Origin of the sequence: Chryseobacterium sp. 'Rf worker isolate 10', from assembly GCF_050753305.1 — a bacterium.
Lineage (GTDB): Bacteria > Bacteroidota > Bacteroidia > Flavobacteriales > Weeksellaceae > Chryseobacterium.
In genome coordinates this window covers 1,867,585-1,893,285 of record NZ_JBOZOF010000001.1, presented here as the reverse complement: position 1 = coordinate 1,893,285, position 25,701 = coordinate 1,867,585, and the positions used below count along the sequence as shown (strand labels likewise).

The window sequence follows — 25,701 nt, the reverse complement described above, 5'->3', positions numbered from 1 at the left end:
GAAGAAATGCCTTTGGAAGGCTATATTAAAGATAAAATCCAACACAAATTATTTCGAGTAAATACTATCCTGAGAAAATAGTAACCATTAAAAAACACATAATGAGGCCTGGCAGTAAATTTCTGTCGGGTTTTTTTATTTCTTTTGTAAAAATACTGTAACAATTTTTTTAAACGAAAACTAACTCTATAGAGTAAAAGCCCATGACCTCATTAGAACAAGAGTTTATAAGTCAAATTGAACAGCATAAAGGAATCCTATTTAAGATTTCTAAAATGTACATGACTGAAAAAGACGACCGTGATGATCTTTTTCAGGAGATCACCTATCAGCTCTGGAAAGCATTTCCCGGTTTCAGAGGTGAAAGCGAATTTTCAACATGGCTATACAGAATCGCTCTGAATACAGCTATTATTTTCCTGAAATCTGAAAAGAGAAGAAGCTTTATTGCCAATGAAGATTTTTCTAACCAAATGATTGTTCAGGAAGATTATGATTACCGTAAAGAAGAGCGCCTGACGGAAATGTATAAAGCGATTCACCTGCTCAATCCCATTGATAAAGCCTTTATTTTCTATTATCTTGAAGATTTTTCAGGAAAAGAAATTGCAGAACAGATGGGAATTTCAGAAGTAAATGCCAGAGTAAAAATGAACCGGGCAAAAAATAAACTTAAAGATATCTTAAGCCAAATAAAAATCAACCAACATTAAAATCAATGATCCAATGAATATAGATGAATTCAAAAATACCTGGAATGAAGATATTGTGGAGGAAACTCCTGAAATAAGCCTTGAACAGAGAAATAAACTGAACCTCCCCCTTGAAAAAATACGTAAAAATATGCGTGTGGAGTTCTGGTGGGTGATAGGAATCTTTGTTTTTGCCTTTCTGGTATGCTCTGTATGCAGACCATTCAAACTTCAGCTGTACATAACGGTTTTGATTGCTTCCATGCTTATTGTTACCGTTTTCTTTTTCAGTAAGTTCTTTAAATTGTATAATGACATCAGTAATCCTGCACCCAAAACCTACGATTCTCTGAAAGATCTGGTTATGCAGCTGAATCTCAATAAACAGTATTATCTCTCGTACTATATCAGCTTTGCACCGTTTCTGGTATGTGAGATCCTTATTGTCCTGGAATTTATCCCATGGCCAAAGCCTTTGAGCGAATTGAAGATTGCAGTAATCTTAATAGGTTCAGTGATTGGAGGACTTTTTTTGCTTTATCTGGCTGGAAAATTCTGGTTTTACCGCTATTACGGAAGATATATCAAATATATTGAAGACCTTTTGGAAGAATTAAAAAGATAAAAAGAGTTCGGCGGGCTGAAAGCCCGCCGAACCTATATTCATTACTGTCCTTTATTTTCCTTTTCTTTTGCAATTTCGTTTTTTATCCAGTCCAGCTGCGGATCTTTTTTATCAATAATATCCTGCATACTTTCAGTAACAGTCACATCAGGAACAACACCTTTTCGTGAATCTGAAAAATTGATATTAGGCTGTACCAAAAGTAATCCGATAGGAAACCTGATTTCAGAATTAGGAAGTTTCTGGTACGAATAGAAACCTGCAACTGTTCCGTCATTGGCACCGCCAGTTTCTTCCCCTACAAGAATTGCTCTTTTATCATTCTTAAGTTTAGCGGTAATGATAGAAGATGCTGAGAAACTTCCACCATTGATCAGTACAAAGACCTTTCCGTGGAAAGCAGCTTTATTAGGTTTCGTCGGTTTGTCAGCTTTCATTTTATAGAAAACTTTTCCGTCTTTTTTATACGTACTGAAAGTCTGTGCAAAAAAGTAACTCGGGTAGGCAATACTTTTAAGCGCATATTCCAAAGGGTTGCTTTTTCTGAAATAATTCGTGCGCAGAGGTACCGTTCTTGACGTTAGCTGTGAAGGTTTAATTAATGTAAACGGAGCTTCTGCCAAATAGGAATAAAGGTTGTTAATTTCATAAAGAGAACCTCCATAGTTATTTCGGACATCTATGATGAGGTAAGGAGACTTTGCATCGTTGATTTTGGCAAAAGTCTTTTTGTAGAACTCATCCGAATACTCTCTTGAGAAACTTTTTACTTTGATATAAGCAATAGTACTGTCTTTATCCAGAAATTTAAAACTTCTGTTGTAAGAATTACTTGCTGCTACATAATCATTCAGTTTTTTTTCCTGAGTCTTTTTTTTCATTTCCTTATCCTTTTCCAGATCAGCATCAGATTTTATCTCTCTGGTTAAAGTGAAAGTTTTTTTCTCTCCCTGATAAAGGGTTTCAAGAGTGGCTTTACTGCTAAAGCCATTTTCTGCAGTATAAAAATTAAAAAACAGATCTTTCAGAAAATAAGGATAGAAGGTTGTATTGTCGCCATCACTGCTGATCAGGCTTCTGTATTTCTTTATATAATCTGAAACAGGAACATTGTTGATGGATAAAATTTCAGTTCCGGGCTGGATATGTTCAATAGAATCTCTGTTTTGAACAATATACATCTGATCTCCTTTAATATAATATTCAAAACGGCTGAACATTCCTTTTTGATGTTCCAGTCTTTTATATTCCCTTTTGGTAAATTTTTTTCTGGGAATTCTCAATGAAAGATGACCTTCACGGATTCCTGCAATAACAGGCTGAAGTTTGAAGTAAAACTGAAGAGGAGTGAGAGGTTCAGTGATGGTCTTCTTAAGACTGTCAAATTTAAGTTCCAATGCCTTCTTGGGAATGTACCAGTATAATTGAGGGTGCATTTGCTGTAATTTTGAATACGCAAAGTCCACATCTTCTTTAAGTTGCTCCGGTGGGATACATGATGCCCGCTGTTCGTTGTGTTTTTTTATAGAGGCACAAGACGAAAAAATAGCGAGAAGAAATATTACCGAATAATTTTTCAATGTATCTGAGTTTTTTTAAAGGTGCTAAAATAGAAAGTTTAAAATTAATCCTGACTTAAATGAATAATAAATTTTTAAAAATACATGATAAATTTAGTTAAAAAATAGAGTAGAATGGAATATTTTTCAATTTCAATACAAAAGTCAATACCTTTGATAATTATTTTTTGAAGATGATTTATTGGATTATTACGAGTGTAGTTGTTTTGACGGTTACTTTTTTTATAGTAATGAACATGAAGGCGTTTGGTGCTATGCCAAAAGGAAAGAGGTTGAAACGTATCAAACAGTCGAAACTTTATAAGAAAAAACAATTTCAGAATATCAGTCATACGCCGTCTATTACGGAAGGCTACAAAATGTCGAAAGTAACATATGATTTCTTTTTGGGTAAGAAAGATCCGCTTTTGAAGCCTTTGAATGAAATTCCTTCCATTCATACCGATTTAAAAAATATAGATAAAAATCAGGACGTATTTATCTGGTTGGGGCATTCATCTTATTATCTGCAAACAGACGGTGTTTCCTTCCTGATTGACCCTGTATTGAGTTTATATGGTTCCCCCTTTAAATATTTTAATAAAGCTTTTAAAGGCTCAGATATTTTTAAACCTGAAGACATTCCGAATATTGATTATCTGGTGATAACCCACGATCATTTTGATCATCTGGATTATCCAACGGTACAATCTATCAGAGATAGGACAGGAATGGTTATTATACCTTTGGGAGTAGGCGCGCATCTGGAAAGATGGGGATATGCTGAGAATACACTTATTGAAGAAGAATGGGGAGCAGAAATTAATCTGAAAAATGATATAAAAATTATTTTTACCCCTGCCAGACACTTTTCCGGCAGGAGAATCAGGCAGAATGATACGCTTTGGAGCTCCTACGTTCTGATAACCCCTACAAAGAATATTTTCTTAGGAGGTGATAGTGGTTATGATTCTCATTTTAAAACAATCGGTGAGCAATATGGCCCTTTCGATTATGCTATTCTTGAGAATGGGCAATATGGAGAAGCATGGAGATACATCCACACATTGCCTGAAGATGTTATTCAGGCTGCTGTTGATCTTAAGGCGGAACGTATCATTCCGGTACATGCTGCGAAATTTGCCTTAGCACTTCACCCATGGAATGAACCTTTACAACAGATAACGGCTCTCGGAAAAGACAAAAAAATGAATATCCTCACTCCGATGATCGGTGAGGTTGTAGAGCTGAATCAGTCAGACCAGCAATTTACAGCCTGGTGGGAAAGCTGATCAGGCATGCCAGATTTCTTTATATCTTGCGGGGTGATTTTCAAACTGCTGTCTCACAAAATCACATTCCGGATCTACAAGCAAATCTTTTTCCTCTGCATAACGCACAAGCTCATCCAGCAATAGTTTAGCATAGCCTTTTCCTTCACGCTCCTCATCAAGTTTCGTATAAAATACAATAAGCAGTCTTCCGTCAACCTCTATGGACATATAACCTGCCTTTTTCCCATCTATAAGCAGCTGCAATTCATCTTGATATTGAGATACCTGAAACTTTATATTTTCCATAACAATGTAAGATTTGGTTGATTAAAATGATTGGAGAAAATTTCCTGAAAAACATTCTCTCCATTAAAATTACAAAATTAAATAATATGAAATAATAGTTTTTAGGAATCTTAACGAATTTTATAACATAAATAGAATAGTGGAAGATAAAAGGTAAAAGGTAAAAGATATTCCTTAAATATCCAGATTCAATAATTCAATAGGGGTAGGCTTTAGCCAACCTACTAAAATAACCTAACAACCATAGGCTTTAGCCAAAACTTAAAAATATAAATTTTAAAACTTTTAAATTTATAATTCATTGATTATAAATGTTTTTCATGGTCATTTTTTAATAAAAGTAATTAGACTCTGATTACAATTTTATAATTATCAACATTCAATAATTCCATAAAAACAAAGAAAATATTTCAAACATAATCAACTGTTTATGATTTTTATTAACAAATATTGGCTTTTGTGATTGGGAATTGGCACTTTAATTGACTATGTCTTGATATCTAATTTTAAAGAGGAATGAAATGAAAAAGTTAATACTAACAGCATTTTTGATTGGCACATTCAGTTTGAGCTATGCCCAGTCAGACTATTATAATGATTATAGAAGGAGTATTTCGGATGTTAACTGGCAAAGAGTAGTTGCTGATCTGTTGCTTTCTACAACGCAGGCCAACCAGATTTATGTTTTGAACGATAGATATCATGATTATGATACCTGGAACAGAGTATATGTGGTGGATCCGGGAAGATGGAGAGGCGACCGTTATTCTGAGCTGGAAAGGATTATGGGGAGAGAGAAGTATATTATCTTTAAAAAGAAATATTACAGAGGACAAAATCCAGTAATCGTTTATGGAAGAAACAAAAACGATTATAAAAAATACCGTAAGCAGCAGGAAAAATACTATAAAAACCAGGAGAAATATTATAAAAAACAAAATAAACATCATGGTCATGATGATGATTGGGATTAACCCATAATCAACTATATCGCTTTTAAATGGCTGACATCTTTGTCAGCCATTTTATTTTTCAATGATATATTTATTTAATCTGTTTGAATTTTATAACTTTGATCTATGGAATCACACGAATCACTTCAGGGTTTTTATGAAAGAAATGCTCCCAATCTGGCTTCACAATGTATTGGTGTGAATAAAATGGGGCACTTCAATGTATTTTCACGGGAATACTGTTCTCCGCTCACACCTTACAGCAGGAGAGATTATTATAAGATTTCACTGATCATAGGAAAAGGAAAACTTCATTATGCAGATAAATGGATCAAGGTAGATCGTCCCGCATTATTGTTTTCCAATCCCATTATTCCTTATTCCTGGGAAGCTGATGATGAAGACCAGAAAGGCTGGTTCTGCCTGTTTACAGATCAGTTTCTACACAATGGAAGCCGTATGGGAAACCTTCAGGATTCTCCATTGTTCAAAATCGGTGGAACGCCGGTTTTCTTTGTAGATGAAGAACAGCAGAATATACTTTCTGAGATTTATACCAAAATGATGACGGAAATTCAGTCGGAATATATTCACAAATATGATATGCTGAGAGCTTACCTCCATCTGATGATTCATGAAACAATGAGAATGCAGCCGGCAGAAAGTTTTGAGCCTTATCAGAATGCCTCACAAAGAGTTGCTTCCTTATTTATGGAACTGCTGGAAAGACAGTTTCCTATTGACAGTCCTGAAGCTTATTTGAAATTAAAAACACCCAATGACTATGCTCAGAGCCTTTCCATTCATGTGAATTCTTTAAACCGTTCTGTAAAAGAGATAACTGGGAAAACAACCAGCCAGCAGATCACAGGAAGAATTATACAGGAAGCCAATGCCTTACTGAAACATACAGATTGGAATGTTGCCGAAATCGCCTACGGATTAGGCTTTGAAGAACCTGCATATTTTACCAATTATTTTAAAAAACAAACCGGAATTACTCCTAATGCCCTAAGAATGGATACTGTTTGATTTTTATAATTCTTAGTTTGAATTCTATATAGTGGCTGGTGTCCGGATGTTCTAATTTTGTCATATAAAATTAAATCATACCTATCATGAAATTTAAAAAATTAGGAAACACAGAAGAACAGTTATCAGCAATCGGTTTAGGATGTATGGGAATGAGCTTTGCTTATGGTCCTACAGATGAGCAGGAAAGTATCAATACCCTGCACAGAGCATTAGATTTAGGAGTGAACTTTTGGGATACAGCAGATATGTATGCCAACGGAGAAAATGAAAAATTAATCTCAAAAGTTTTAGTACCAAACAGAGATAAGATTTTTATTGCGACTAAATTCGGATTCAGGTTTAAAGATGGTAAAGCAAGCCACAGCGGAGCTCCCGGAACTTATTTTGACGGTTCTCCGGAATGGATCAGGAAAGCAGTAGATTTAAGTCTTCAAAGATTAAAAATAGATACTATTGACTTATACTATGCACACAGAGTAGATCCGAATGTGCCTGTAGAAGAAACAGTAGGAGCTATGGCAGAACTGGTAAAAGCCGGAAAAGTGAAATATATCGGATTGTCTGAAGCTTCTGCAGAATCTATCAGAAAAGCCAACAAAATTCATCCTATAACAGCGTTACAGTCAGAATATTCTATCCTTACGAAAGATGTTGAAAAAGAAATTTTACCAACCATCAGAGAACTGGGAATTTCTTTAGTCCCTTACTCACCATTGGCAAGAGGGCTTTTCACCAATATTTACGATGTGCAGAATCTGGGTGATGACGATTTCAGAAAATCACTGCCGCGTTATCAACAGGAGTACCTTGAAAATAACACCAAACTGGCTAACGAAATTAATGAATTGGCTGCTTCCAAAGGAGTAAAAGGGACTCAGCTGGCATTAGCATGGGTACTGAACCAGGGAGATGATATCATCCCGATTCCTGGTACCAAACGAATCAAATATCTGGAAGAAAATATTGCAGCCGTCAATATTGAACTTTCCCAATCCGATTTGGATACCATTGATGCCATTCTGAAAAAATACCCGAATGTAGGGGAAAGATACACAGAAGGATCAATGAAACTGGTCAACAACTAAAGACTATTCATATAAAAACTGAGTTCCTGATAATGAAAGGAACTCAGTTTTTTGTTTTTATATTTAAAATAAAAAAAGCTAAGCTATGAACAGAAGAGAATTATTAAAAAATGGATTATTGGCAGGAACATTAAGCATGATTCCTTTCTCTGGTGTATTGGCAGGAGTTCCCAAATTTCCTGAAAAAACAGGAGAGGATCTTTCCGGTTTTAAAAAATTAAAATTGGGAGAACTGGAACTTTTTATACTGACAGACGGATATATTCATGAAGAAAATCTGAACTCATTTGCTCCCAGAGGCACCGTTTCAGAACTGAAAGCAATCCTTAAAAATAATTTCAGACCAGACCATTATATTGACATGGCAATGAACATTCTATTGGTTAAAACAAAGAATAAACTCATCTTATTCGATACCGGAATGGGAATTTTTGCCGATCAAAGAACCGGATTTTTATTAAAAAGCCTTCAAAAAGCAGGATTTTCTGCCAAAGATGTTACCGATGTTTTTATCTCTCACGCCCATCCGGATCATATCGGAGGAGTTGTAGATAAACAAAACCAGCTTATTTTCCCGAATGCAGATATTTTTATCTCTAAGATAGAACACGATTTCTGGATGAAGGCCACCATCAAAGATTTCAGTAACAGTGCTTTGAAAACACAACCTGATTTTCTTAATCAGATTATCCCCGCAGTTCAGAATATTCTGAAAACTATTCAGCCTAAACTGAAGTTTTATGACCTTAATAATCCATTGTATGATTATTTTAGTTTCCAGTTAGCTCCCGGCCATACACCTGGTCTAACGGTTACAACCATTTCTTCAGGAAATGAAAAGCTGATCTATATTGCAGATTTGATTCATTCTGATGTCATTCTTTTTCCACATCCTGAGTGGGGCTATTTTGGTGATACTGATCTGGATATTGCAACAGCTTCAAGAAAAGAACTTCTGAAACAATTAGCAGATTCAAAAATCAGAGCATTTGCCTATCATTTACCGTGGCCAGGTCTAGGTTTTACAAAAACAAAAGCCGGAGCGTTTGAATGGTTTCCGGAAAGCTTTATGAATTAGGTAGTAGGTTGCAGGTGAGAGGTAATAGGTAGCAGGGATTAGGGATTAGGATTGTGCCTGACCTTGATGAGTAAATATGCGCTCCATATTCCCCTCCCTTGGAGGGGGGCAAAAATTCTTTGAATTTTTGACGGGGTGGTTAATTAAACGAAATAATTACCACACGCATAACCCAATCAATAGAAGCGGACTTTAGTCCGCTTTCATAAACAAGGCTCATTCATCGGGCTTCAGCCCAAACTTATAAAACAACCGATCCTCCCATGCAACAGTAAGATCGGTTTCAACATAAGAAAAAAATAGAGTTTTATAGTCATCAGGCTTCTCCAAAAACCAGCTCGGGAGAATACAGTTTTCTGAACATTAAATAAGTTATTGTAAGCACAGAAAAAGCAATTATAGCGTCTGTTGTAGCCGAAAAGCCAAGCACCGCAATTTTTGAGAAGAAGGCAAAAAGAATATCAAAAAACATTCCTGCAAATACCCATTCTTTCAGTCTCAATAACCTATTGGGAAGCAGAAGAACCAGAACTCCCGAAATTTTAAAAACGCCCAATATATAAATGAAATGAGACGGATAACCTAGTTGCTGGGTAATATCCCACACAACCGGATTTTTTGTCAGTTCAAAGAAGCCGCTCGCTCCAAACCATAATGACATAAAAATGGCTCCGGCCCAATAGATGATTTTTGTTGTTTTTGTTTTCATTGTCGTAATTTTTAGTGATGATTGAGTTGTGTAAAATTTATTTAAAAGCAGTTTTTGCTGATCCAGATATCTGTCCCGTTTTTATATTCTGAATAAACGCTATAACCTCCCAGTTCTCTGGGGAGAAACCTTCCGGGAGCTTGAACTTTGTTGTTCCTTCCTGTTGTTTATTCAAAGAAATTGGGTTTTGCTGATGAACAATCTGCCAGTGATGCAAATGGCGTCCTTCATTTTCACCTTTTCCCACCTGGGTAGAAGAATGCTTTTCAACCAGATTGATGAGAAGTATATTCTTAGGATCAGCGGAAGATGTTTTATACGATATATTAATATCCTTCTGAGAAATGGTTGCCGATAGCTCTATATTTGTTTTTTTATCTATAAGCAAAGCCTCCTGAATTGCATTTTTAATATTACTTTCATCAGAACCTACAAATTCCGTTTTTCCATTCACGACCAGCTGTGGAGTATAGACCTGTGAGTTCAAAATACGGCTGTACTCTTGTTGTCGTCGTGAGTTTTCAGTAGTACTGAACCGGTCTTTCCACCCAAGACGATTCCAGTAATCCACGTGATAGGAGAGAAGATAAACAGGCTGGTCTTTATATTCCTTTTCAATTCTTCCCATCAGCTCATCCGCCGGAGGACAGCTGGAGCAGCCTTCTGAAGTGAAAAGCTCCAACACGGCAAAACCATGGTTTTCATCAGTTGAATGCTGTGCTGTCTTTTGATCTTTATTTTGATAAATAAATGCTGAAGTAGCAAATAATAACGCGGTAAAAGCGCTTACTGAGATTAAGTTTTTTAGTATCATGTCTTTTAATTTGATTCAAAAGTAGATACTCTGGTGAGGCAAAAAAATGTAAAAAAGGGTTAAGCGGACAAATTGAAAGGTGAACCCGGAAATTGCTGGCGGAAAAGTTTTAAGGTTTGAAGATGGAAGCTAGAGGCTGAAGGTTTCTGGTGAGCAAAAAGGAATTGATGTTTATACTTTTTGATTGTGAAAATATGAGAAATAAAGCTTAAAAAATTAAAAGCAAAAGAAAACCCTGATCATATCAATCAGGGTTATAATGTATTTAAAAAAAGACATTCATAAATTGCATTGGCTGCAAAGTTCTTTCATCTTCCCACCTTCTTTACCTATCCTCCAGCCACGTAAAGAAACTATGCGTTTTTTCTTTATTAATCAAAAGCTTCTCAGGAGTTTCAATGGTGAGTTTTACCAGTATTTTGCGCTGGAAATAATGTTCCATCTCCTTAATCGCTTTAAAATTAACAAGATATTGACGGTTGACTCTGAAGAACTGTTTGTCCGAAACCTGTTCTGCCACCTGTCCCAAAGGCTGGGTAAGAGGAAACTGCTCTTTGGCAAATGTAACGAGATGGGTGATCTCATTATGAATGTAAAAATAGGCAATATCTTCTGTAGGAATCGTGGTATATTTTTGATTTTTAAAAACCAGAAAACTGCTTTTACCCGCAGGCTGATTCATTTTTTGAATAATGGATTCCAAATCTGGCAGATCATTCTTCTGAAAGAATTTTTTCAGTTCATCAACCTTTCGAAAAGCTTCAGCAATATCTTCTTTTGAAAATGGTTTTAAAACATAATCAACGCCTTTACTCTTAAAAGCATCCAGCATATACTGATCAAATGCAGTACAAAAAACTACAGGACAGGTGATCTCCACTGATTTGAAAATTTCAAAGGAAAGTCCGTCTGAAAGATGGATATCCATAAAAATAAGATCGGGTTTGATCTCCTGTAAGCCTTCAATACTTGTTTCAATACTATCGTAAACACCCAGTATCTTGGAGTCCGGTTTTAAATCTGAGATTAAATTCTGAAGGGATTTTGCAGCCCTGAATTCGTCTTCAATAATGATGATATTCATGGATTAATGGTAGTTTTATCTGAAATGTTTTTTCGTCTGAATTAATAATAATGTCCTTTTCCAACAAGTGTTTATAACGCATTTTAATATTGTCCAGTCCAACACCTAAAGAATCTTCAGGGGTTACTTTTCGCTGGATAGGATTTTCAATCACAATATGATCGTCTGCTGTATAAATTTTAATATGTAAAGGTTTGCTTTGTGAAACGATATTGTGCTTGATGCAATTTTCCACTAAAAACTGAAGCGTAAAAGGAGGAATGAGCGTAGAACCGATTTCCTTTTCAAGCTGATTGGTAAACATAATGCCGTCACCAAAACGGGCTTTCTGAAGAAAAAGATAAGCATCTACTATTTTCATCTCTTCCTGAACACTGATCAGATCTAATTTTCTGCTTTCGAGGGTAAATCTGTAAAAATCAGAAAGTTTTACAACAAAATCTACTGTTTCTTCATCACGCGTTTCTGCCATCATTTTTAAAGTATTCAGGCTGTTGAAAAGAAAATGTGGATTGATCTGCTGCTTTAGCAATTCGTATTGAGCTCCAAGGTTATCACTTTTTACCTTTTCCAGTTCAAGCTGAACCTGCTGACCTGTGTAATTATTCTGAAGCAGATTCAGAAACATATAGCACACCAGATTGATTAGAATTCCTCTTACCTCAATCATCAGCATCACCGGACCAAAATTAATCTGAGAAAGAATCAACTGCTGAATCCAGGCCAGCCCAAACATAATCACCATCCCAAAAGCGAGTACCACCATCAATCTTGAATAGGAGATATGCTGTCTTCGTTTTTTTGTGCGGTTTAGCATATAAATATTGATGTACCACATAATAACCGAAAATGCTGCCGTAATCCCCGAGTTTACCAGGGCTTCTTTCCAGTCGAATTGATGGGAAGCAAGCTGAGGTACAGAAGATAAAACGCCGAGGAAAACAGAGCTTATCCAGATAATAGCTTGTGAGATTTTTATTTTTTGCTGTTGCATGAAATCTGCTGATTTGAAAAGGTTAAATTAATATTTTTTATTGAAAATATTATGATAAATAGTGAAGCGGGAGTTTTTTATTAAGGTCTGCTTACGGGGCGGTAACTCATAAAATAGTGTACTCTTTCTTCTTTATCGGGAGAGTTGTTTTGTGCCAGACTATTTTTTATATCATAGGAAATCTTTCCAAGATGATCAGCCTGAACAGTTTCAATACTGACTAATTCTCCGGTAATGGTTCCGCCAATGTATTGAGGATTATCATGATAGCGCCAGGTAACCAGTTTCATCACGGTACCAGCTCCCGGTGTCTTACTTTCTTTGGATAAAGATTCTAATGCTTTTTCATTTCCATATAAAGCGGACATCGTTTTCTTCTTAGGATTTAAAGATGTTGAAATGAATTTAAGATTCCCCGGATCAAAAACAGCTCTCACAAGTTCACTTTCTTTATCATTATTTTCTTTGCTGCAGGCGGTAAGGGAAACAAAGCTTACCAGTAAAATCAGGATTGTATTTTTCATTTTTTCTGTAAATTTTGAATTAATCTTTGGGTATTTACTTTCATCGGAACATCAAACAGATAGCCTGTTTTTTCAGCTAACTGTCTGTGACAGGCAATGCATGATTCTTTGGCAAAAGATGCCGTTTTTCCCGTAGGATGAAGTTCGTCTCCCGAAAACTTAGCAAATCCCCAGCCTTCCGTATCTTGATATTGTTTAGAATCTTTTACCATAAACTGTGCATTTACAAATTGTCCGGGTCTGATTTCTCCATCAGGTAATGCCTGCTGTTTCCATACGGACTTGACCACAATACTTCCGTCTGGCCAAGGGTGAAAATTTTCCGTTTCCACTGCTTTCACAGCAATATCATTCCCATAGATCACACGGATGGAATTATCAAACAGCGTACTCATACTGATGACTTTCCAGTTTTTAAAATCAGGAGTATATTGAACTCCATTGGGAGAAACCGGAAGTTTTGCTGATGCCGGAGTTGATACAACGGATAAGGTTTGAGGTGTTTCCAACTTTTTTTGAGTTGATGGCTGTACCGAGGATAGTGAAAGCGTGTATTTTTTAATTGTTTCAATATCTTTCTCTGTAATTTTAGCAGAAGGGTGCAGTAGCGTGTATTCATGAAGAGGCATTTTTCCGCTTTGCATCATGTTCAGAATAGCGTACATTTTCCCCTGATGTTCAGCCGGAGATAACTTTTCCCATTCTGAAAAATTCAACACTTCTCTGGCTCTTTTGATATCTTTATTCACTGCCCATGAAACCGGAGCAATTTGATCATACCAGCTTAAATTTTGTTGGTTTGAATGACAATTGAAACATGAGTTTTCAAGAATACTGATCACTTCCTTTGGTGCTTCCATTTTTCCTGTAACCGCTTTTCCTTCCAAAGGTCTGCTGAATAACTGCAGCGCTCCGAAAATTCCTATTATAACCAGAAATACGATGGCAATGGGATTCGTTTTTTTCTTTGTGGTGTCCATATGAGTATTGTTTTTTCTGATTCAAAAGTAGATCGGTAGTGCATGCTGTGAAACGGAAAACAGGCCGAGTTGGACAAATCAAAAGGTGAATCCGGAATTTTTAACTCCGAAAATACACATGAAAAATCCCGATAGTTGCGCTACCGGGATTTGCTGGAATTGATTTCTTATAATGTCATACCGCCGTCTATCACAATCTCTGTTCCAGTGACATAACCGGAGGCTTCATTGTCTGATAAATAAGTAACCAGCTTTGCTACTTCCTCAGCCGTTCCCATTTTCTTTAATGGGATTTGGTCGATAAGATAGCTGGAAAGATTCTTCAACGTTTCTTCATCCAGTCCGGCTTTGTTCATAATTTCTGTTTTTATAGGACCTGGGCTTATCATATTCACTCTGATTTTCCTTGGTGCTAATTCTGCCGCTGCCGTTTTTGCAATGGAGTTCAACGCCGCTTTGCTTGCCTGATAAGCCGAACTGTTGGGTTTATAGGTAGAAGCGACAATGGAAGATAAAAAGATAACAGAAGCTCCGTCATTCAATAAAGGAATGAATTTGCTTAACGTAAAATAAGCTCCCCTGAAATTAATATTCATCACCTGATCAAAATTTTCTACATCCATATTTTCAATAGGTGTCAGAGTTCCTGTAATACCGGCATTGACGAACAGAATATCTACTTTGCCGAACTGCTTCTCTACTTCTTTCTTCAGCCGATCAATATCATCAAGATTAGCCTGATCTGCAATGAAAGGAATAGCTCCAAGTTCCTGAGCCGCTTTTTCTACAGCTTCTTTTCGTCTTCCGGTGATGATCACGGTTGCTCCTTGTGAAATAAGTTCTTTGGCCGCAGCAAATCCGATTCCGCTGTTTCCTCCTGTTATAACAGCTATTTTATGACTTAATTTTTTCATTGTAAAATTTTTTTGACAAAGTTATTTCAAATTGGTATACTTTTGTAATCAGTATAACAGAGTATACCAGTATCATTCATGATATCACTTAACTTTGCAGCTATGGAAAGAGATCAGACTGAAGAACTTAGAGCCTTACAGGATACCCTTTATTTTATCGGAGGGAAATGGCGGATTCCTGTTATCAACTCACTTTGTAACGGAAACAGACGCTTCAGGGAAATTGAACGAAGTATCCCCGGAATTACTACCAGAATGCTTTCAAAAGAACTGAAAGATATGGAACTGAATAAACTGGTAAAACGCACCGTTTATCCGGAAACTCCTGTTTTAATAGAATATGAACCTACAGAATATTGCCGAACCTTTGGAAACATTATTCAGGAAATGATCAACTGGGGAAGAGAGCATAGAAGAGTGATTGTGGAGGATAGGTAGGTGAGAGGTGGCAGATATTAGGTTGCAGGGATTAGGGATTAGGGATGCGCTGACCTTGAGTAGTAAATATGTGCTCAATATTCCCCTCCAAAGGAGGGGTGGCAAAAATTCAAAGAATTTTTGACGGGGTGGTTTTACCAGTATACTTTTGACGGGGTGGCTCCACAAAAAAAGCCCCTTAAAAAAGGAGCTTTTCATTTATATCAAGATGAATAATTAAATTCCGTCAATGATTTCATTTAAAACTGTGCTAGGTCTCATTGCTGCATACGTTTTGTATGTATCAGTTTTGTAGTACCCTTCAATGTTTTGAGGTTTACCCTGAGCACCAATTAATTCAGCATTGATTACCTCTTCGTTTTCCTGCATTGCCTGAGCAATAGGAGCAAACTTAGCAGCCAATTGAGCATCAGCAGTCTGGTTAGCTAGCGCTTCAGCCCAGTACATTGCTAAATAGAAATGAGAACCTCTGTTGTCAATCTGACCTACTTTTCTTGCAGGAGATTTGTCTGTTGCTAAGAATTTAGCATTTGCTTCATCCAATGCATCAGCTAGAACTTGAGATTTTGTATTCCCTTGAGTTTGTGCCAAGTGCTCTAAAGAAGCCTGAAGTGCCAAGAATTCACCTAAAGAATCCCATCTTAAGTATCCTTCTTCCAAGAACTGCTCAACGTGTTTTGGAGCAGAACCTCCGGCACCTGTTTCAAATAAACCACCACCGTTCATTAATGGAACAATAGAAAGCATTTTTGCAGAAGTACCAAGCTCAAGGATTGGGAAAAGGTCTGTTAAATAATCTCTCAATACGTTTCCTGAAACAGAAATGGTGTCTTTACCTTCTCTGGCTCTTTTCAGAGTTTCAGTCATAGCATCTTTCACATCAAGGATTCTGATATCAAGACCAGTTGTATCGTGATCAGCAAGATATTTCTCTACTTTTTTGATGATTTCACTGTCGTGAGCTCTTCCTTTGTCTAACCAGAAGATAGCAGGAGTATCAGATAATCTTGATCTGTTTACTGCTAATTTTACCCAGTCCTGGATAGGAGCATCTTTAGTCTGGCACATTCTGAAGATATCATCTTTTTCTACTTTCTGAGAAAGAAGAACATTTCCAGCTTCGTCCTGAACTTCTACAGTTCCATCAGCAGCTAATTGGAAAGTTTTATCGTGAGAACCATATTCTTCAGCTTTCTGAGCCATTAAACCTACGTTTGGAACAGATCCCATTGTAGTAGGGTCTAGTTTTCCGTGCGCTTTCATATCGTCAATTACAGACTGATAGAAACCTGCGTAAGAACGGTCCGGAATGATACAAACTGTATCTTCTTCGTTTCCGTCTTTGTTCCACATTTTACCTCCGCCTCTTACAAGAGCAGCCATAGATGCGTCAACGATGATGTCAGAAGGTACGTGGAAGTTAGTAATTCCTTTGTCAGAATTTACCATTGCCACTCTAGGTCCGTTTGCCAAAGCAGCTTCAATATCGGCTTTGATGTCAGCTTCCTGAGCATTTCCTTTGATTTTATCAAAAAGATCAGCAAGACCGTTATTTGGATTGATATCTAAAGACTTGAAAGTCTCTGCATATTTTGTAAATACTTCTTTGAAGAAAGTCTCAACGATAGCCCCGAAAATGATTGGGTCAGAGATTTTCATCATCGTCGCTTTAAGGTGAGCAGAAAGAAGTACGTTTCTATTCTTTGCTTCCTCGATTGCTTCCTGAACGAATGCTTTTAACGCATTTAAATTCATTACAGAAGAATCAATAACTTCACCAGCCTGAAGACCTGCGAAGTCTTTTAATACAGATTCAGAACCGTCGTTTCCTTTGAATACAATCTTGTATTTTGTAGCGTTTTCTAATGTTGTAGAATTTTCTGTACCGTAGAAATCACCATTGTTCATGTGAGCTACGTCAGTTTTGCTGTCAGATGCCCAGTCACCCATTCTGTGAGGGTTTGCTTTTGCATAGTTTTTAACAGCTTTTGGAGCACGTCTGTCAGAGTTTCCTTCTCTTAATACAGGATTTACAGCACTTCCTAATACTTTCGCATATTTAGCTTTTATTGCTTTTTCTTCGTCATTCTTAGGCTCTGCAGGATAGTTTGGAACTGCGAAACCTTTACCTTGTAGCTCAGCAATCGCTGCATCCAATTGAGGTACAGAAGCAGAAATGTTAGGTAACTTAATGATATTAGCGTCAGGTTGTGTAGCCAATTCTCCTAATTCAGCCAAAGCATCACCAATTTTCTGGTCGTCTTTTAAAAACTCAGGAAAGTTTGCTAGAATTCTTCCTGCCAAAGAAATATCCGGAACTGCGATTTCGATATCTGCTGATTTTGTGAAAGCTTTTACAATGGGTAAAAACGAGTGAGTAGCCAGCATTGGAGCTTCATCAGTAAGAGTGTAATAGATTTTTGATTTTTCTGACATTATACTGTTATTTTTTATTTGAAATTTTAAGTCCCACAAATTTAGTAAATATCATTGTTTTATTGAAGATATTTCCATAAAAAATAGAGGCTTTTGAATCTTTAATTTTGTATCTGTATAATTTATGCCCCGGTTCTGTTTGCATTTATTGGAAAACAATTTTATAATTTTCATAGATTGAGCTTTTCTTCATGGAGATATTCGTTTTTTCAGAGAATTAGTCTAGAAAAATTTTTGTTTGAAAAACTGAGTATCAGACGAAAGACTTTTATTTTCACTTTAAGATTAATTTAACCATAATAAGACTGTGAAAATTTTCTTTTTTGATTAAATTTGGAAAACTAAAAAAATAAATATTATGTCAACGACAATCACTTTAAAAGGAAACGAAGTACACACAATAGGAACATTGCCATCTGTAGGAACATCTGTGAAAGACTTTGCACTGGTAGACTCAGGATTAGCAGTAAAAACGCTTGAAACTTTCGCAGGAAAGAAAAAAGTGTTCAATATTTTCCCAAGTATTGATACCCCTACATGTGCTGCTTCTTCCAGAAAATTCAATGAAGAGGCTTCAAAACTTGAAAATACAGTGGTGATCAACGTATCTAAAGACCTTCCTTTCGCTTTAGGAAGATTCTGTGCAGCTGAAGGTTTAAATAATGTAGAAACACTTTCAGATTTCAGAAGCAGCTTTGGAGATGATTATGAAGTGACTATCACAGATTCACCTTTAAAAGGACTGTTGAGCCGTGCCGTGATCGTTACAGACGAAAACAACAAAGTAGTATATACAGAGCAGGTTTCAGAAATTGCTGATGAGCCTAATTACGATGCTGCTCTTGCTGCATTGAAATAATAAATTAATTTTTGTAAAGAAGCCTTGTGAATCATTTTACAAGGCTTTTTTTGAAAATAAAACCCAATCAAATTACACCAAATGACGTCAAATAATTATAAGAAATATGGAGAACTTTTTCAGGTAGACTCAGAACATTTTGAAGAATTCTATGCACTGCTTCAAGACACAAAGCTCTTAAAATCTGATTTTTTTCTCAAGCAGGGAGAAAAATGCAAATATCTGGGTTTTATTAAAAAAGGAACCATCAGATCTTTCTACATTAATGATCAGGGACGCGAAATCAATTTTGGATTCTATTTCGAAAATGAATTTTTTACTGACTACGAAAGTATTCTTTGCGATACTGTATCCAATATGAATATTCAAGCCCTTGAAAACTGTGAAATTCTACTGCTGAGCAAAGATCATCTGCAGAGTTTATATAAAAAAGAAGCCTATTGGCAGCAATTCGGGAGAGTGATGAGTGAAAAAATTTATCTGGATGCCAAAAAACGGATTGATGACCTGCTGTGCTTTTCCCCTGAAAACAGATATCTTAATCTTGTCCAAAAACAACCTGCACTCTTTCAGAAAATAGCCCAGAAACATATCGCCAGTTACCTCGGTGTAACAGAACAGTCACTCAGCCGGATAAGAAGTCGGATTGTTAATTAACTTAAGTTAACGTCCACAGATATTTTAAACCGTAGCTTTATCATCATCAAATTTTAACACAATCATTATGGAACAAAAAGACTTAACCATTATTTTGGTACACGGCGCATGGGGAGACGGTTCACACTGGCAATACGTTATTCCTTCACTGACAAAAGCGGGCTATAAAGTAAGAAGTGTTCAGAATCCATTAACATCGCTGCAGGACGATATTAATAAGACTAAAGATCTTATTGATGCCCAGGAAGGGAAAGTGCTTTTAGTGGGACATTCTTATGGAGGTGCCGTTATTTCAGGAGCGGGTCATCATGACAAAGTTGTAGGACTGGTTTATATTGCGGCTTTTGCACCTGATGCAGGAGATAGTCTGGGATCTCTGTTAGGAAGAAGAGAATCGCCGGGTGGAGCAAGTATTTATCCTGATAACAAAGGTTTTTTATGGATCAAATACGATGAATTTAAATCTGCTTTCTGCCAGGATTTGGATGATGAAAAAGCATTGGTGATGTCGTTATCACAAAAACCTATTCACGGACAATGTTTTGGAGATGTAGCGGGAGAACCTGCGTGGAAAATTCGCCCAAGTTGGTATCAGATCTCGTTGCAGGACCGTATGATTCCTGCAGAAACTGAAAAAGAAATGGCAGAACGTCTTGAACCGAAGAAAATCATTTCTTTAGATGCAGGTCATGCTTCATTGGCATCACATCCGGAAGAAGTTACTCAGTTGATCTTAGAAGCAGCAACGGCTGTTTAAATACAACATACAACACAATAATTGATTAGCCTTGTGAAATTTTACGTAATTTCACAAGGCTTTTTTAATGAAAAAACTAGTACAAAATGGTAAAAAGAATCGTAGCCAATATTAAAACCGATGATCTTTCCAGAGCCAATCAGTTTTATCAGGATATTCTGGAGCTGGATGTTTTGATGGATCATGGCTGGATTATAACACTGGGTAATGATGAAGAAGCTAAAATTCAGATTAGCTTTGCCGAACAGGGAGGAAATGATACTGAAGTTCCTGATCTTTCCATTGAAGTGGATAATGTAGACGAAGTCTATCACAAAATGAAAAATGCAGGTTTTGAAATCACCTATGATCTAACCAATGAAGACTGGGGAGTCCGCAGGTTTTTTGTAAAGGATCCATTTCAGAAACTGATCAATATATTGTCTCACCAATAAATACAAACACAATGAAAGCAGATAGAATTATTCCCGTATTAAGAATCTTCGATTATCAGAAAACAAAAGAATTTTATGTAGATTGGTTGGGATTTGAGATCGTGTGGGAACATTATTTTGATGAAAATACTCCCGTTTATATGGAAGTAAAAAAAGAAAATATCATTTTCCATTTAAGTGAGCACCACGGAGACGGAACACCAGGAACAAGGGTTTCAGTCTGGGGAGAAGGCGTTCCTGAATATCACAAAGAACTCATCGACAAAAAATATAAATACAACCGTCCCGGCCTTGAAAAAACGTTTTACGGAGCGGTATCCTTCACTGTGATTGATCCTTTTGGAAATAAAATCACCTTCGAAGAACAATATGATGAAGCAAAACATAAAGACCTGAAACTGTATTCTCACGATTAATAAAGGCTATGTTTTCCAATATACATCAGGAATTTGAAGTCCCGGAAGAACTAAAAGATACTATCAAATGTTTTTGGTACAACAGAAGGGATTATGGAGAAGAAATGTCTGAATTTACAGTGCTTCCTGATGGTTATGCAGAAATCATCTTTCATTTTGGAAGTGGATGCAGTATTTCTCATCAGGGCATTCTACAGGTTTTGCCTTCTCCGTTTATCATGGGACTACTCAATCAGCCAGCCCTTTTTCATGCCCAAAATCAGCTGGAAATTATAGGAATCAGATGTTTTCCATGGGCTGTTTTTGATTTACTGGGACTTTCGTCAGAAAAAACGGAAAACGGTGTCCATACATTCGAACATCCTCTGGCAGAGCTTCAAACGGTATTGAATGATTTGATTACCCAAGGGAAAATAGAAGAAGCTATCACTCAGGTAGAACACTATTTTCTGAAATTACATTCCCATATTATAACAGACAGTCTCCTTTCTAAAGCCGGAGCTGCCATGAGAAAAAATAAAGGAGCCATCCCTGTCAATCAGGTGGCGGATTCAGCCCATACAACAGCCAGGACGTTGGAAAGAAAATTTAAGCAGTCTTCCGGCCATACTGTAAAAGATGTATCCGGAATTATGCGATTTGAACAGATCAGAAACCGTCTGTGGAATATTCCTGAAGCTTCCATTGCTGAACTTGCACAGGAATTTGGATATACAGACCAATCTCATTTAAGCAGAGAATTTAAACGGTACAGCGGTACAACACCTGCCGTTTTTGCACGGGAAGCCAAAAAAAGAAAACAGACCTTAAGTAATGATTTTGTCGCATTTGTACAAGCATAATACCATTGCAATCCTGAATTTTGTACCATAATAAATACATTAAAAAATTATGGTACTGAATCATAAAAAAGTCGCCATCATTGGCGCAGGACCAGTGGGTCTAACCATGGCTGTTCTATTACAGCAGAAAAGTGTTGAAGTACATGTTTATGAAAGAGATTTGAATGCACAGACAAGAGTTTGGGGCGGTACATTGGATCTTCATAAGGAATCAGGACAGAAAGCAATGAAAAAAGCAGGTCTGTTGGATCAATATTACGCTATGGCCTTACCTATGGGAATCAAAATTGCTGATGAACAGGGGAATATTCTGTTTACAAAAGAAATCATACCCGAAAACCAATACGAAAATCCTGAAATCAACAGAAATCATTTGAGAGAAATGTTGCTGGACAGTCTGAAAGGTGATACGGTAATCTGGGACATGAATTTTACCGGAATGGAAGAGAATGATGGCCAATGGATTCTTCATTTTAAAGAAAAACCTGATGTGATAGCTGATCTTGTTATCGGAGCTAATGGTGGAATGTCCAAAGTAAGAAAATACGTCACGGAAGCCGGAGTGGAAGAAACCGGAACTTTTATTATTCAGGGAGATGTTCCACAGCCTGAAAAAACATGTCCCGAATTTTTCAATTGGTGTGATGGGAAAAGACCAATGGCTGCTTTTGAAGGCAATTTATTGGTCGCCAATCCATATAATAATGGAGCTTTGACGTATGGAGTTATATTCAAAAAACCTGAAGAATGGAAAGATGGCTGTACATTAGATTTTCAAAATACAGACCAGGTTCGTCAGTTTCTTTCCGAAAGATTCTCTTCATGGAGTGAGCTTTATCAGCAGTTATTCCAATCAACTGCCTTTTTTGTAGGGCTGCCAACAAGAAAAATTCCATTAGATAAGCCCTGGAAAAATAACCGTCCTTTACCCGTAACATTAATTGGTGATGCAGCACATTTGATGCCTCCTTTTGCTGGACAGGGAGTGAATACCGGATTGCTGGATGCTTTGATTTTATCAGAAAATCTCACAGAAGGAAAATACACAACCCTATCCGAAGCCATTGAAGCTTACGAAAAAGAGATGTTTATGTATGCCAAAGAAGCACAGCTTGAATCTAGTGAAAATGAACTGGAAATGCGTGATGTCAATTTCTCTTTCAAAAGTCTTATTCAATAATCGAAGATTCAATGACACAATTAATGATCCGGATCATTAAATAGTAAGATGAATAAACTTACCTTTACATTTTAATAATAGAATGAAACGTTCAGGAACTGCAGATTTACCCCTTCACTATGGCAAAGTACCGCCATGGCTGTATGAACGTATGTCTGTTCTGGGACTATCCATTATTGAAGTCATTCTGATGGATTATGGTAAAGATGAGGTATTGCGTCGTTTGGCAGATCCGTTCTGGTTTCAAAGCTTTGGAGCGGTGATGGGGATGGACTGGCATTCTTCAGGAATTACCACTTCCGTTATGGGAGCTTTAAAACGTTCTATTAATCCCAATTCCCAATCTCTCGGGCTTTATATCTGCGGTGGAAAAGGGAAGTTTTCCCGCGAAACTCCATCAGAACTCATCAGAATTGCAGATAAAACCGGACTGAACGGAACCGATCTGGTAAGAGCCAGCAAGCTTTCTGCAAAAGTAGATAATACTGCCATTCAGGATGGCTATCAGTTGTATTTGCATAATTTTATTCTTTCAGACAATGGAAACTGGAGTGTTATTCAGCAAGGAATGCATGAATCTGACGGAACAGCAAGACGTTACCATTGGCATTCCGAAAATATCACTTCTTTTGTAGAAGAACCTCACACAGGAATCAATGGAATTTCAAGAGGACGGATTCTTAATCTTACTGATACCGAAGCTTCGGAAAACAGAAAAGGAATTCTGGATATTTCCCATACCGATTCGGCAGAAGTGATGAAGGATTTTGCGAGACTGATTCTTCCTGCCCACCATGAAGTTCAGGCTTCTGACGTAGATCTGAAACGGCTGGGAGCACTTCTGTATGTTACCAGAGAACAGCAGCCTCAGAATTTTGAAGATTTACTGATGCTGGAAGGAGTAGGGCCGAGAACCATGCAGTCATTGGCTTTGGTAAGCGAAGTGATTCACGGGGCACCATCCAGATTTGCAGATCCCGCAAGGTTTTCCTTTGCTCATGGAGGTAAAGACGGACATCCTTTCCCTGTTCCTATCAATACATATGATGAAAGTATCAGCATCCTCAGAAAAGGAATCGAAAAATCCAAGCTAGGGAATTCTGATAAGCTGAATTCTTTAAACAAGCTTCACCAGATTGTTATTGAAGCGGAAAAAGATTTTACCCCGGATTTTGATATTCAGCAGGTGATTGAAGAAGAAAGACAGAATTCCTGGCGCTTTGGCGGGAAAACCGTATTTGGGGATGCTCAGAAACCCAATCCTCCAAAAGCAATACAGCTTTCTTTATTTTAAAACAAAAACCTGACAGTTCATTGTTGTCAAAAAAACGTTTTACCATTCCCATCTTCTGGAGGGGTGGCGAAAATTCAAAAAATTTTTGACAGGGCGGTTTAAAATAACTGTTTAAATGTGTTTGGTTTTAAAATACTTATTGTTTTACTTTGATATATGGTCTTTTATTAAAGATTAAATGACATTGTTTAATGTTTCTATCATTAATTCAATTAAAAATTTTATTTTTAAAAACTTAAAAAAATTGACCAAATGACGAACAAAGCCCTTGAAATATGTTATGATTTTCCCTTCTTTTTCCCTGAAGAGCTCGCTGAAATATTTCAGGCTCATGAAAAAAGATCATTTCAGAAAGGAGATTTCATTCTTGAGGAAGGAAAAACTGCCAATGAATATTATATTCTCGAAAGCGGATTAGCACGTTCCTATGTTAATGATTTCAACGGAAATGAAGTAACGACTCATTTTTTCACAGAAAATGAAGTAATTATTGAGGTTTTGTCAATGTTTCAAAGAGTTCCCTCACAGGAAAATATCGTTTGTATTACAGATTGTGACTGCTGGAGGTTGGATTATGACACTTTTCAGGAACTGTTCCATAAAATCCCGAACCTCAGAGAATGGGGGAGATCATGGATGTCTCAGGAGCTTTTTGCCTACAAACAGAGATCTGTAGAAATGTTCACCCTTTCAGCAACCAAAAGATATCTTAATCTGTTGGAACACAAATCTAAAGTCATACAATTTGCTCCTCTTAAACAGATTGCTTCCTATCTGGGAGTTACAGACACTTCTCTGAGCCGTATCCGTAAAGAAATCGTTTCCCATCCTAAGAAAAATTAAATCTTGCCCTATGACAAGTTGATTTTCATTGCACCTTGGTAATTTTGGATAACAGTTTAACACTAAAATTACGAAAAATGAAAGTCAATCAAATTTATGTGAACCTTCCGGTAAAAGATGTACAGAAAACAAAAGAATTCTGGACGAAGATAGGTTTTTCGATCAATGAACAGTTCTCCGATGATAGAGCAGCCTGTGTTGTTTTAAATGATACAAGCTATGTAATGTTTCTGCAGGAAGATTATTTTATGACCTTCACCAGTAAACCGGTTGCCAAAGAAAATACCAGTCAGGTAATTGTTGCAGTAGGGGTGAACAGTCGTGAGGAAGTAGATAAAGTAGTAAATACAGCGGTAGAAAACGGAGCATGGCAGCATGAAGAACCTGAAGATTACGGATGGATGTATCAGAATTCTTTCTGGGATCTGGACGGACATGGCTGGAATATCACTTTTGCCGACATGTCTCAAATGCCGACAGAATAAAATACACCACTAAAAATTACAAAATGAATATTAATGATATTTACGTCAATTTACCAGTAAAAGACGTTCAAAAAACCAGGGAATTCTGGACGGAGCTTGGCTTTTCTATCAATGAACAGTTTTCAAATGATAAGGCAATATGTGTAGTGATGAAAAAAGATCACATCTACACCATGTTTCTTAAAGAAGAGTTCTTCCAGACTTTTACCAACAGACCTTTTGCTAAAGGAGACACTACGCAGGTACTTCTTGCCATTGGAGTAAACAGCCGTGAAGAAGTAGATCATATGGTAAAAACAGCTGTTGAAATTGGAGGTTCTAAATATGGCGAACCTGTAGATTACGGATGGATGTATCAAAACAGTTTTGCAGATCTCAACGGTCATCAATGGGAAGTAATGCATGGGGATGCTTCTCAAATGCCTGCAGAATAA

29 protein-coding genes are annotated in these 25,701 nt (G+C 36.9%); 19 read left to right on the top strand and 10 right to left on the bottom strand.

Annotated elements, in window-relative coordinates; translation table 11 throughout:
• Positions 1–203 precede the first annotated feature (203 nt).
• Together LKL37_RS08575 and LKL37_RS08570 are read left to right on the top strand one after the other, a co-directional pair.
• Positions 204–713, top strand: coding sequence for an RNA polymerase sigma factor (locus tag LKL37_RS08575; RefSeq protein WP_431610140.1), 510 nt, complete (start codon positions 204–206; stop codon positions 711–713).
• A gap of 13 nt (positions 714–726) precedes the next feature.
• Positions 727–1,317, top strand: coding sequence for a hypothetical protein (locus LKL37_RS08570; protein ID WP_431610139.1), 591 nt, complete (start codon positions 727–729; stop codon positions 1,315–1,317).
• A 41-nt stretch (positions 1,318–1,358) separates the two neighbouring features.
• Here LKL37_RS08570 and LKL37_RS08565 read toward each other — a convergent pair whose 3' ends face one another.
• Positions 1,359–2,753: a S41 family peptidase gene (locus tag LKL37_RS08565; RefSeq protein WP_431610137.1), complete on the bottom strand. Its 1,395-nt coding sequence runs from the start codon at positions 2,751–2,753 to the stop codon at positions 1,359–1,361.
• A 317-nt stretch (positions 2,754–3,070) separates the two neighbouring features.
• Between LKL37_RS08565 and LKL37_RS08560 the strand changes: the two genes are divergently transcribed.
• Complete coding sequence (locus tag LKL37_RS08560; protein ID WP_431610136.1) at positions 3,071–4,168, top strand: MBL fold metallo-hydrolase; 1,098 nt, start codon at positions 3,071–3,073, stop codon at positions 4,166–4,168.
• On the opposite strand, the gene LKL37_RS08555 is transcribed toward LKL37_RS08560, so the two are convergent.
• Positions 4,169–4,456, bottom strand: a complete 288-nt coding sequence (locus LKL37_RS08555) for a GNAT family N-acetyltransferase (protein WP_047433564.1) — start codon at positions 4,454–4,456, stop codon at positions 4,169–4,171.
• A gap of 521 nt (positions 4,457–4,977) precedes the next feature.
• Between LKL37_RS08555 and LKL37_RS08550 the strand changes: the two genes are divergently transcribed.
• The 4 genes from LKL37_RS08550 to LKL37_RS08535 all read left to right on the top strand — a co-directional run bounded on the left by LKL37_RS08550 (position 4,978) and on the right by LKL37_RS08535 (position 8,607).
• Positions 4,978–5,430 carry a hypothetical protein gene (locus tag LKL37_RS08550; protein WP_431610135.1) on the top strand — a complete coding sequence of 151 codons (453 nt, stop codon included), beginning with the start codon at positions 4,978–4,980 and terminating at the stop codon, positions 5,428–5,430.
• 105 nt (positions 5,431–5,535) lie between these two features.
• Positions 5,536–6,441, top strand: coding sequence for a helix-turn-helix domain-containing protein (locus tag LKL37_RS08545; RefSeq protein ID WP_431610134.1), 906 nt, complete (start codon positions 5,536–5,538; stop codon positions 6,439–6,441).
• An 86-nt stretch (positions 6,442–6,527) separates the two neighbouring features.
• Positions 6,528–7,529, top strand: coding sequence for an aldo/keto reductase (locus tag LKL37_RS08540; protein WP_105700899.1), 1,002 nt, complete (start codon positions 6,528–6,530; stop codon positions 7,527–7,529).
• 85 nt (positions 7,530–7,614) lie between these two features.
• Positions 7,615–8,607: an MBL fold metallo-hydrolase gene (locus LKL37_RS08535; RefSeq protein ID WP_431610133.1), complete on the top strand. Its 993-nt coding sequence runs from the start codon at positions 7,615–7,617 to the stop codon at positions 8,605–8,607.
• A 316-nt stretch (positions 8,608–8,923) separates the two neighbouring features.
• On the opposite strand, the gene LKL37_RS08530 is transcribed toward LKL37_RS08535, so the two are convergent.
• The 7 genes from LKL37_RS08530 to LKL37_RS08500 all read right to left on the bottom strand — a co-directional run bounded on the left by LKL37_RS08530 (position 8,924) and on the right by LKL37_RS08500 (position 14,626).
• Positions 8,924–9,316: a DoxX family protein gene (locus LKL37_RS08530; RefSeq protein ID WP_431610132.1), complete on the bottom strand. Its 393-nt coding sequence runs from the start codon at positions 9,314–9,316 to the stop codon at positions 8,924–8,926.
• Positions 9,317–9,353: 37 nt separating this feature from the next.
• Positions 9,354–10,130: a DUF1223 domain-containing protein gene (locus LKL37_RS08525; RefSeq protein ID WP_431610131.1), complete on the bottom strand. Its 777-nt coding sequence runs from the start codon at positions 10,128–10,130 to the stop codon at positions 9,354–9,356.
• 325 nt (positions 10,131–10,455) lie between these two features.
• Positions 10,456–11,214, bottom strand: coding sequence for a LytR/AlgR family response regulator transcription factor (locus LKL37_RS08520; protein WP_431610130.1), 759 nt, complete (start codon positions 11,212–11,214; stop codon positions 10,456–10,458).
• Entirely contained in the window at positions 11,195–12,208 is a 1,014-nt protein-coding gene (locus tag LKL37_RS08515; protein ID WP_431610129.1) for a sensor histidine kinase, read from the bottom strand. The genes LKL37_RS08520 and LKL37_RS08515 overlap by 20 nt, the downstream gene beginning before the upstream one ends.
• An 80-nt stretch (positions 12,209–12,288) precedes the next feature.
• Positions 12,289–12,732 carry a hypothetical protein gene (locus tag LKL37_RS08510; protein ID WP_431610128.1) on the bottom strand — a complete coding sequence of 148 codons (444 nt, stop codon included), beginning with the start codon at positions 12,730–12,732 and terminating at the stop codon, positions 12,289–12,291.
• Complete coding sequence (locus tag LKL37_RS08505) at positions 12,729–13,712, bottom strand: heme-binding domain-containing protein (RefSeq protein ID WP_431610127.1); 984 nt, start codon at positions 13,710–13,712, stop codon at positions 12,729–12,731. The genes LKL37_RS08510 and LKL37_RS08505 overlap by 4 nt, the downstream gene beginning before the upstream one ends.
• A 167-nt stretch (positions 13,713–13,879) precedes the next feature.
• On the bottom strand, positions 13,880–14,626 hold the full coding sequence (locus LKL37_RS08500) for an SDR family oxidoreductase (protein WP_431610126.1): 747 nt from the start codon (positions 14,624–14,626) through the stop codon (positions 13,880–13,882).
• Between the two features lie 78 nt (positions 14,627–14,704).
• Here LKL37_RS08500 and LKL37_RS08495 point away from each other — a divergent pair, with 78 nt between their 5' ends.
• The gene (locus LKL37_RS08495) at positions 14,705–15,064 is read left to right on the top strand and encodes a winged helix-turn-helix transcriptional regulator (RefSeq protein WP_431610125.1); all 360 of its coding nucleotides are present in this window, start codon (positions 14,705–14,707) and stop codon (positions 15,062–15,064) included.
• 216 nt (positions 15,065–15,280) lie between these two features.
• On the opposite strand, the gene LKL37_RS08490 is transcribed toward LKL37_RS08495, so the two are convergent.
• Positions 15,281–17,500 (bottom strand): NADP-dependent isocitrate dehydrogenase, encoded by a 2,220-nt coding sequence (locus LKL37_RS08490; protein ID WP_431610124.1) that lies wholly within the window; start codon positions 17,498–17,500, stop codon positions 15,281–15,283.
• Positions 17,501–17,858: 358 nt separating this feature from the next.
• Here LKL37_RS08490 and tpx point away from each other — a divergent pair, with 358 nt between their 5' ends.
• The 11 genes from tpx to LKL37_RS08435 all read left to right on the top strand — a co-directional run bounded on the left by tpx (position 17,859) and on the right by LKL37_RS08435 (position 25,701).
• On the top strand, positions 17,859–18,359 hold the full coding sequence (gene tpx / locus LKL37_RS08485) for a thiol peroxidase (RefSeq protein WP_105700910.1): 501 nt from the start codon (positions 17,859–17,861) through the stop codon (positions 18,357–18,359).
• 81 nt (positions 18,360–18,440) lie between these two features.
• Positions 18,441–19,016: a Crp/Fnr family transcriptional regulator gene (locus LKL37_RS08480; protein ID WP_431610123.1), complete on the top strand. Its 576-nt coding sequence runs from the start codon at positions 18,441–18,443 to the stop codon at positions 19,014–19,016.
• 67 nt (positions 19,017–19,083) lie between these two features.
• The gene (locus tag LKL37_RS08475; RefSeq protein WP_431610122.1) at positions 19,084–19,773 is read left to right on the top strand and encodes an alpha/beta hydrolase; all 690 of its coding nucleotides are present in this window, start codon (positions 19,084–19,086) and stop codon (positions 19,771–19,773) included.
• Positions 19,774–19,859: 86 nt separating this feature from the next.
• The gene (locus tag LKL37_RS08470; RefSeq protein ID WP_431610121.1) at positions 19,860–20,207 is read left to right on the top strand and encodes a VOC family protein; all 348 of its coding nucleotides are present in this window, start codon (positions 19,860–19,862) and stop codon (positions 20,205–20,207) included.
• Positions 20,208–20,218: 11 nt separating this feature from the next.
• Positions 20,219–20,623 carry a glyoxalase superfamily protein gene (locus LKL37_RS08465; protein WP_431610120.1) on the top strand — a complete coding sequence of 135 codons (405 nt, stop codon included), beginning with the start codon at positions 20,219–20,221 and terminating at the stop codon, positions 20,621–20,623.
• Between the two features lie 8 nt (positions 20,624–20,631).
• Positions 20,632–21,465, top strand: coding sequence for a helix-turn-helix domain-containing protein (locus LKL37_RS08460; RefSeq protein WP_431610119.1), 834 nt, complete (start codon positions 20,632–20,634; stop codon positions 21,463–21,465).
• A 49-nt stretch (positions 21,466–21,514) separates the two neighbouring features.
• Complete coding sequence (locus LKL37_RS08455; protein WP_431610118.1) at positions 21,515–22,645, top strand: FAD-dependent oxidoreductase; 1,131 nt, start codon at positions 21,515–21,517, stop codon at positions 22,643–22,645.
• Positions 22,646–22,727: 82 nt separating this feature from the next.
• A complete protein-coding gene (locus tag LKL37_RS08450) occupies positions 22,728–23,939 on the top strand; it encodes a DUF763 domain-containing protein (protein WP_431610117.1) in 1,212 nt (403 codons plus the stop codon).
• A 252-nt stretch (positions 23,940–24,191) separates the two neighbouring features.
• Positions 24,192–24,782 (top strand): Crp/Fnr family transcriptional regulator, encoded by a 591-nt coding sequence (locus LKL37_RS08445; protein ID WP_431610116.1) that lies wholly within the window; start codon positions 24,192–24,194, stop codon positions 24,780–24,782.
• A 77-nt stretch (positions 24,783–24,859) separates the two neighbouring features.
• A complete protein-coding gene (locus tag LKL37_RS08440) occupies positions 24,860–25,267 on the top strand; it encodes a VOC family protein (RefSeq protein ID WP_431610115.1) in 408 nt (135 codons plus the stop codon).
• A gap of 23 nt (positions 25,268–25,290) precedes the next feature.
• On the top strand, positions 25,291–25,701 hold the full coding sequence (locus LKL37_RS08435) for a VOC family protein (protein WP_431610114.1): 411 nt from the start codon (positions 25,291–25,293) through the stop codon (positions 25,699–25,701).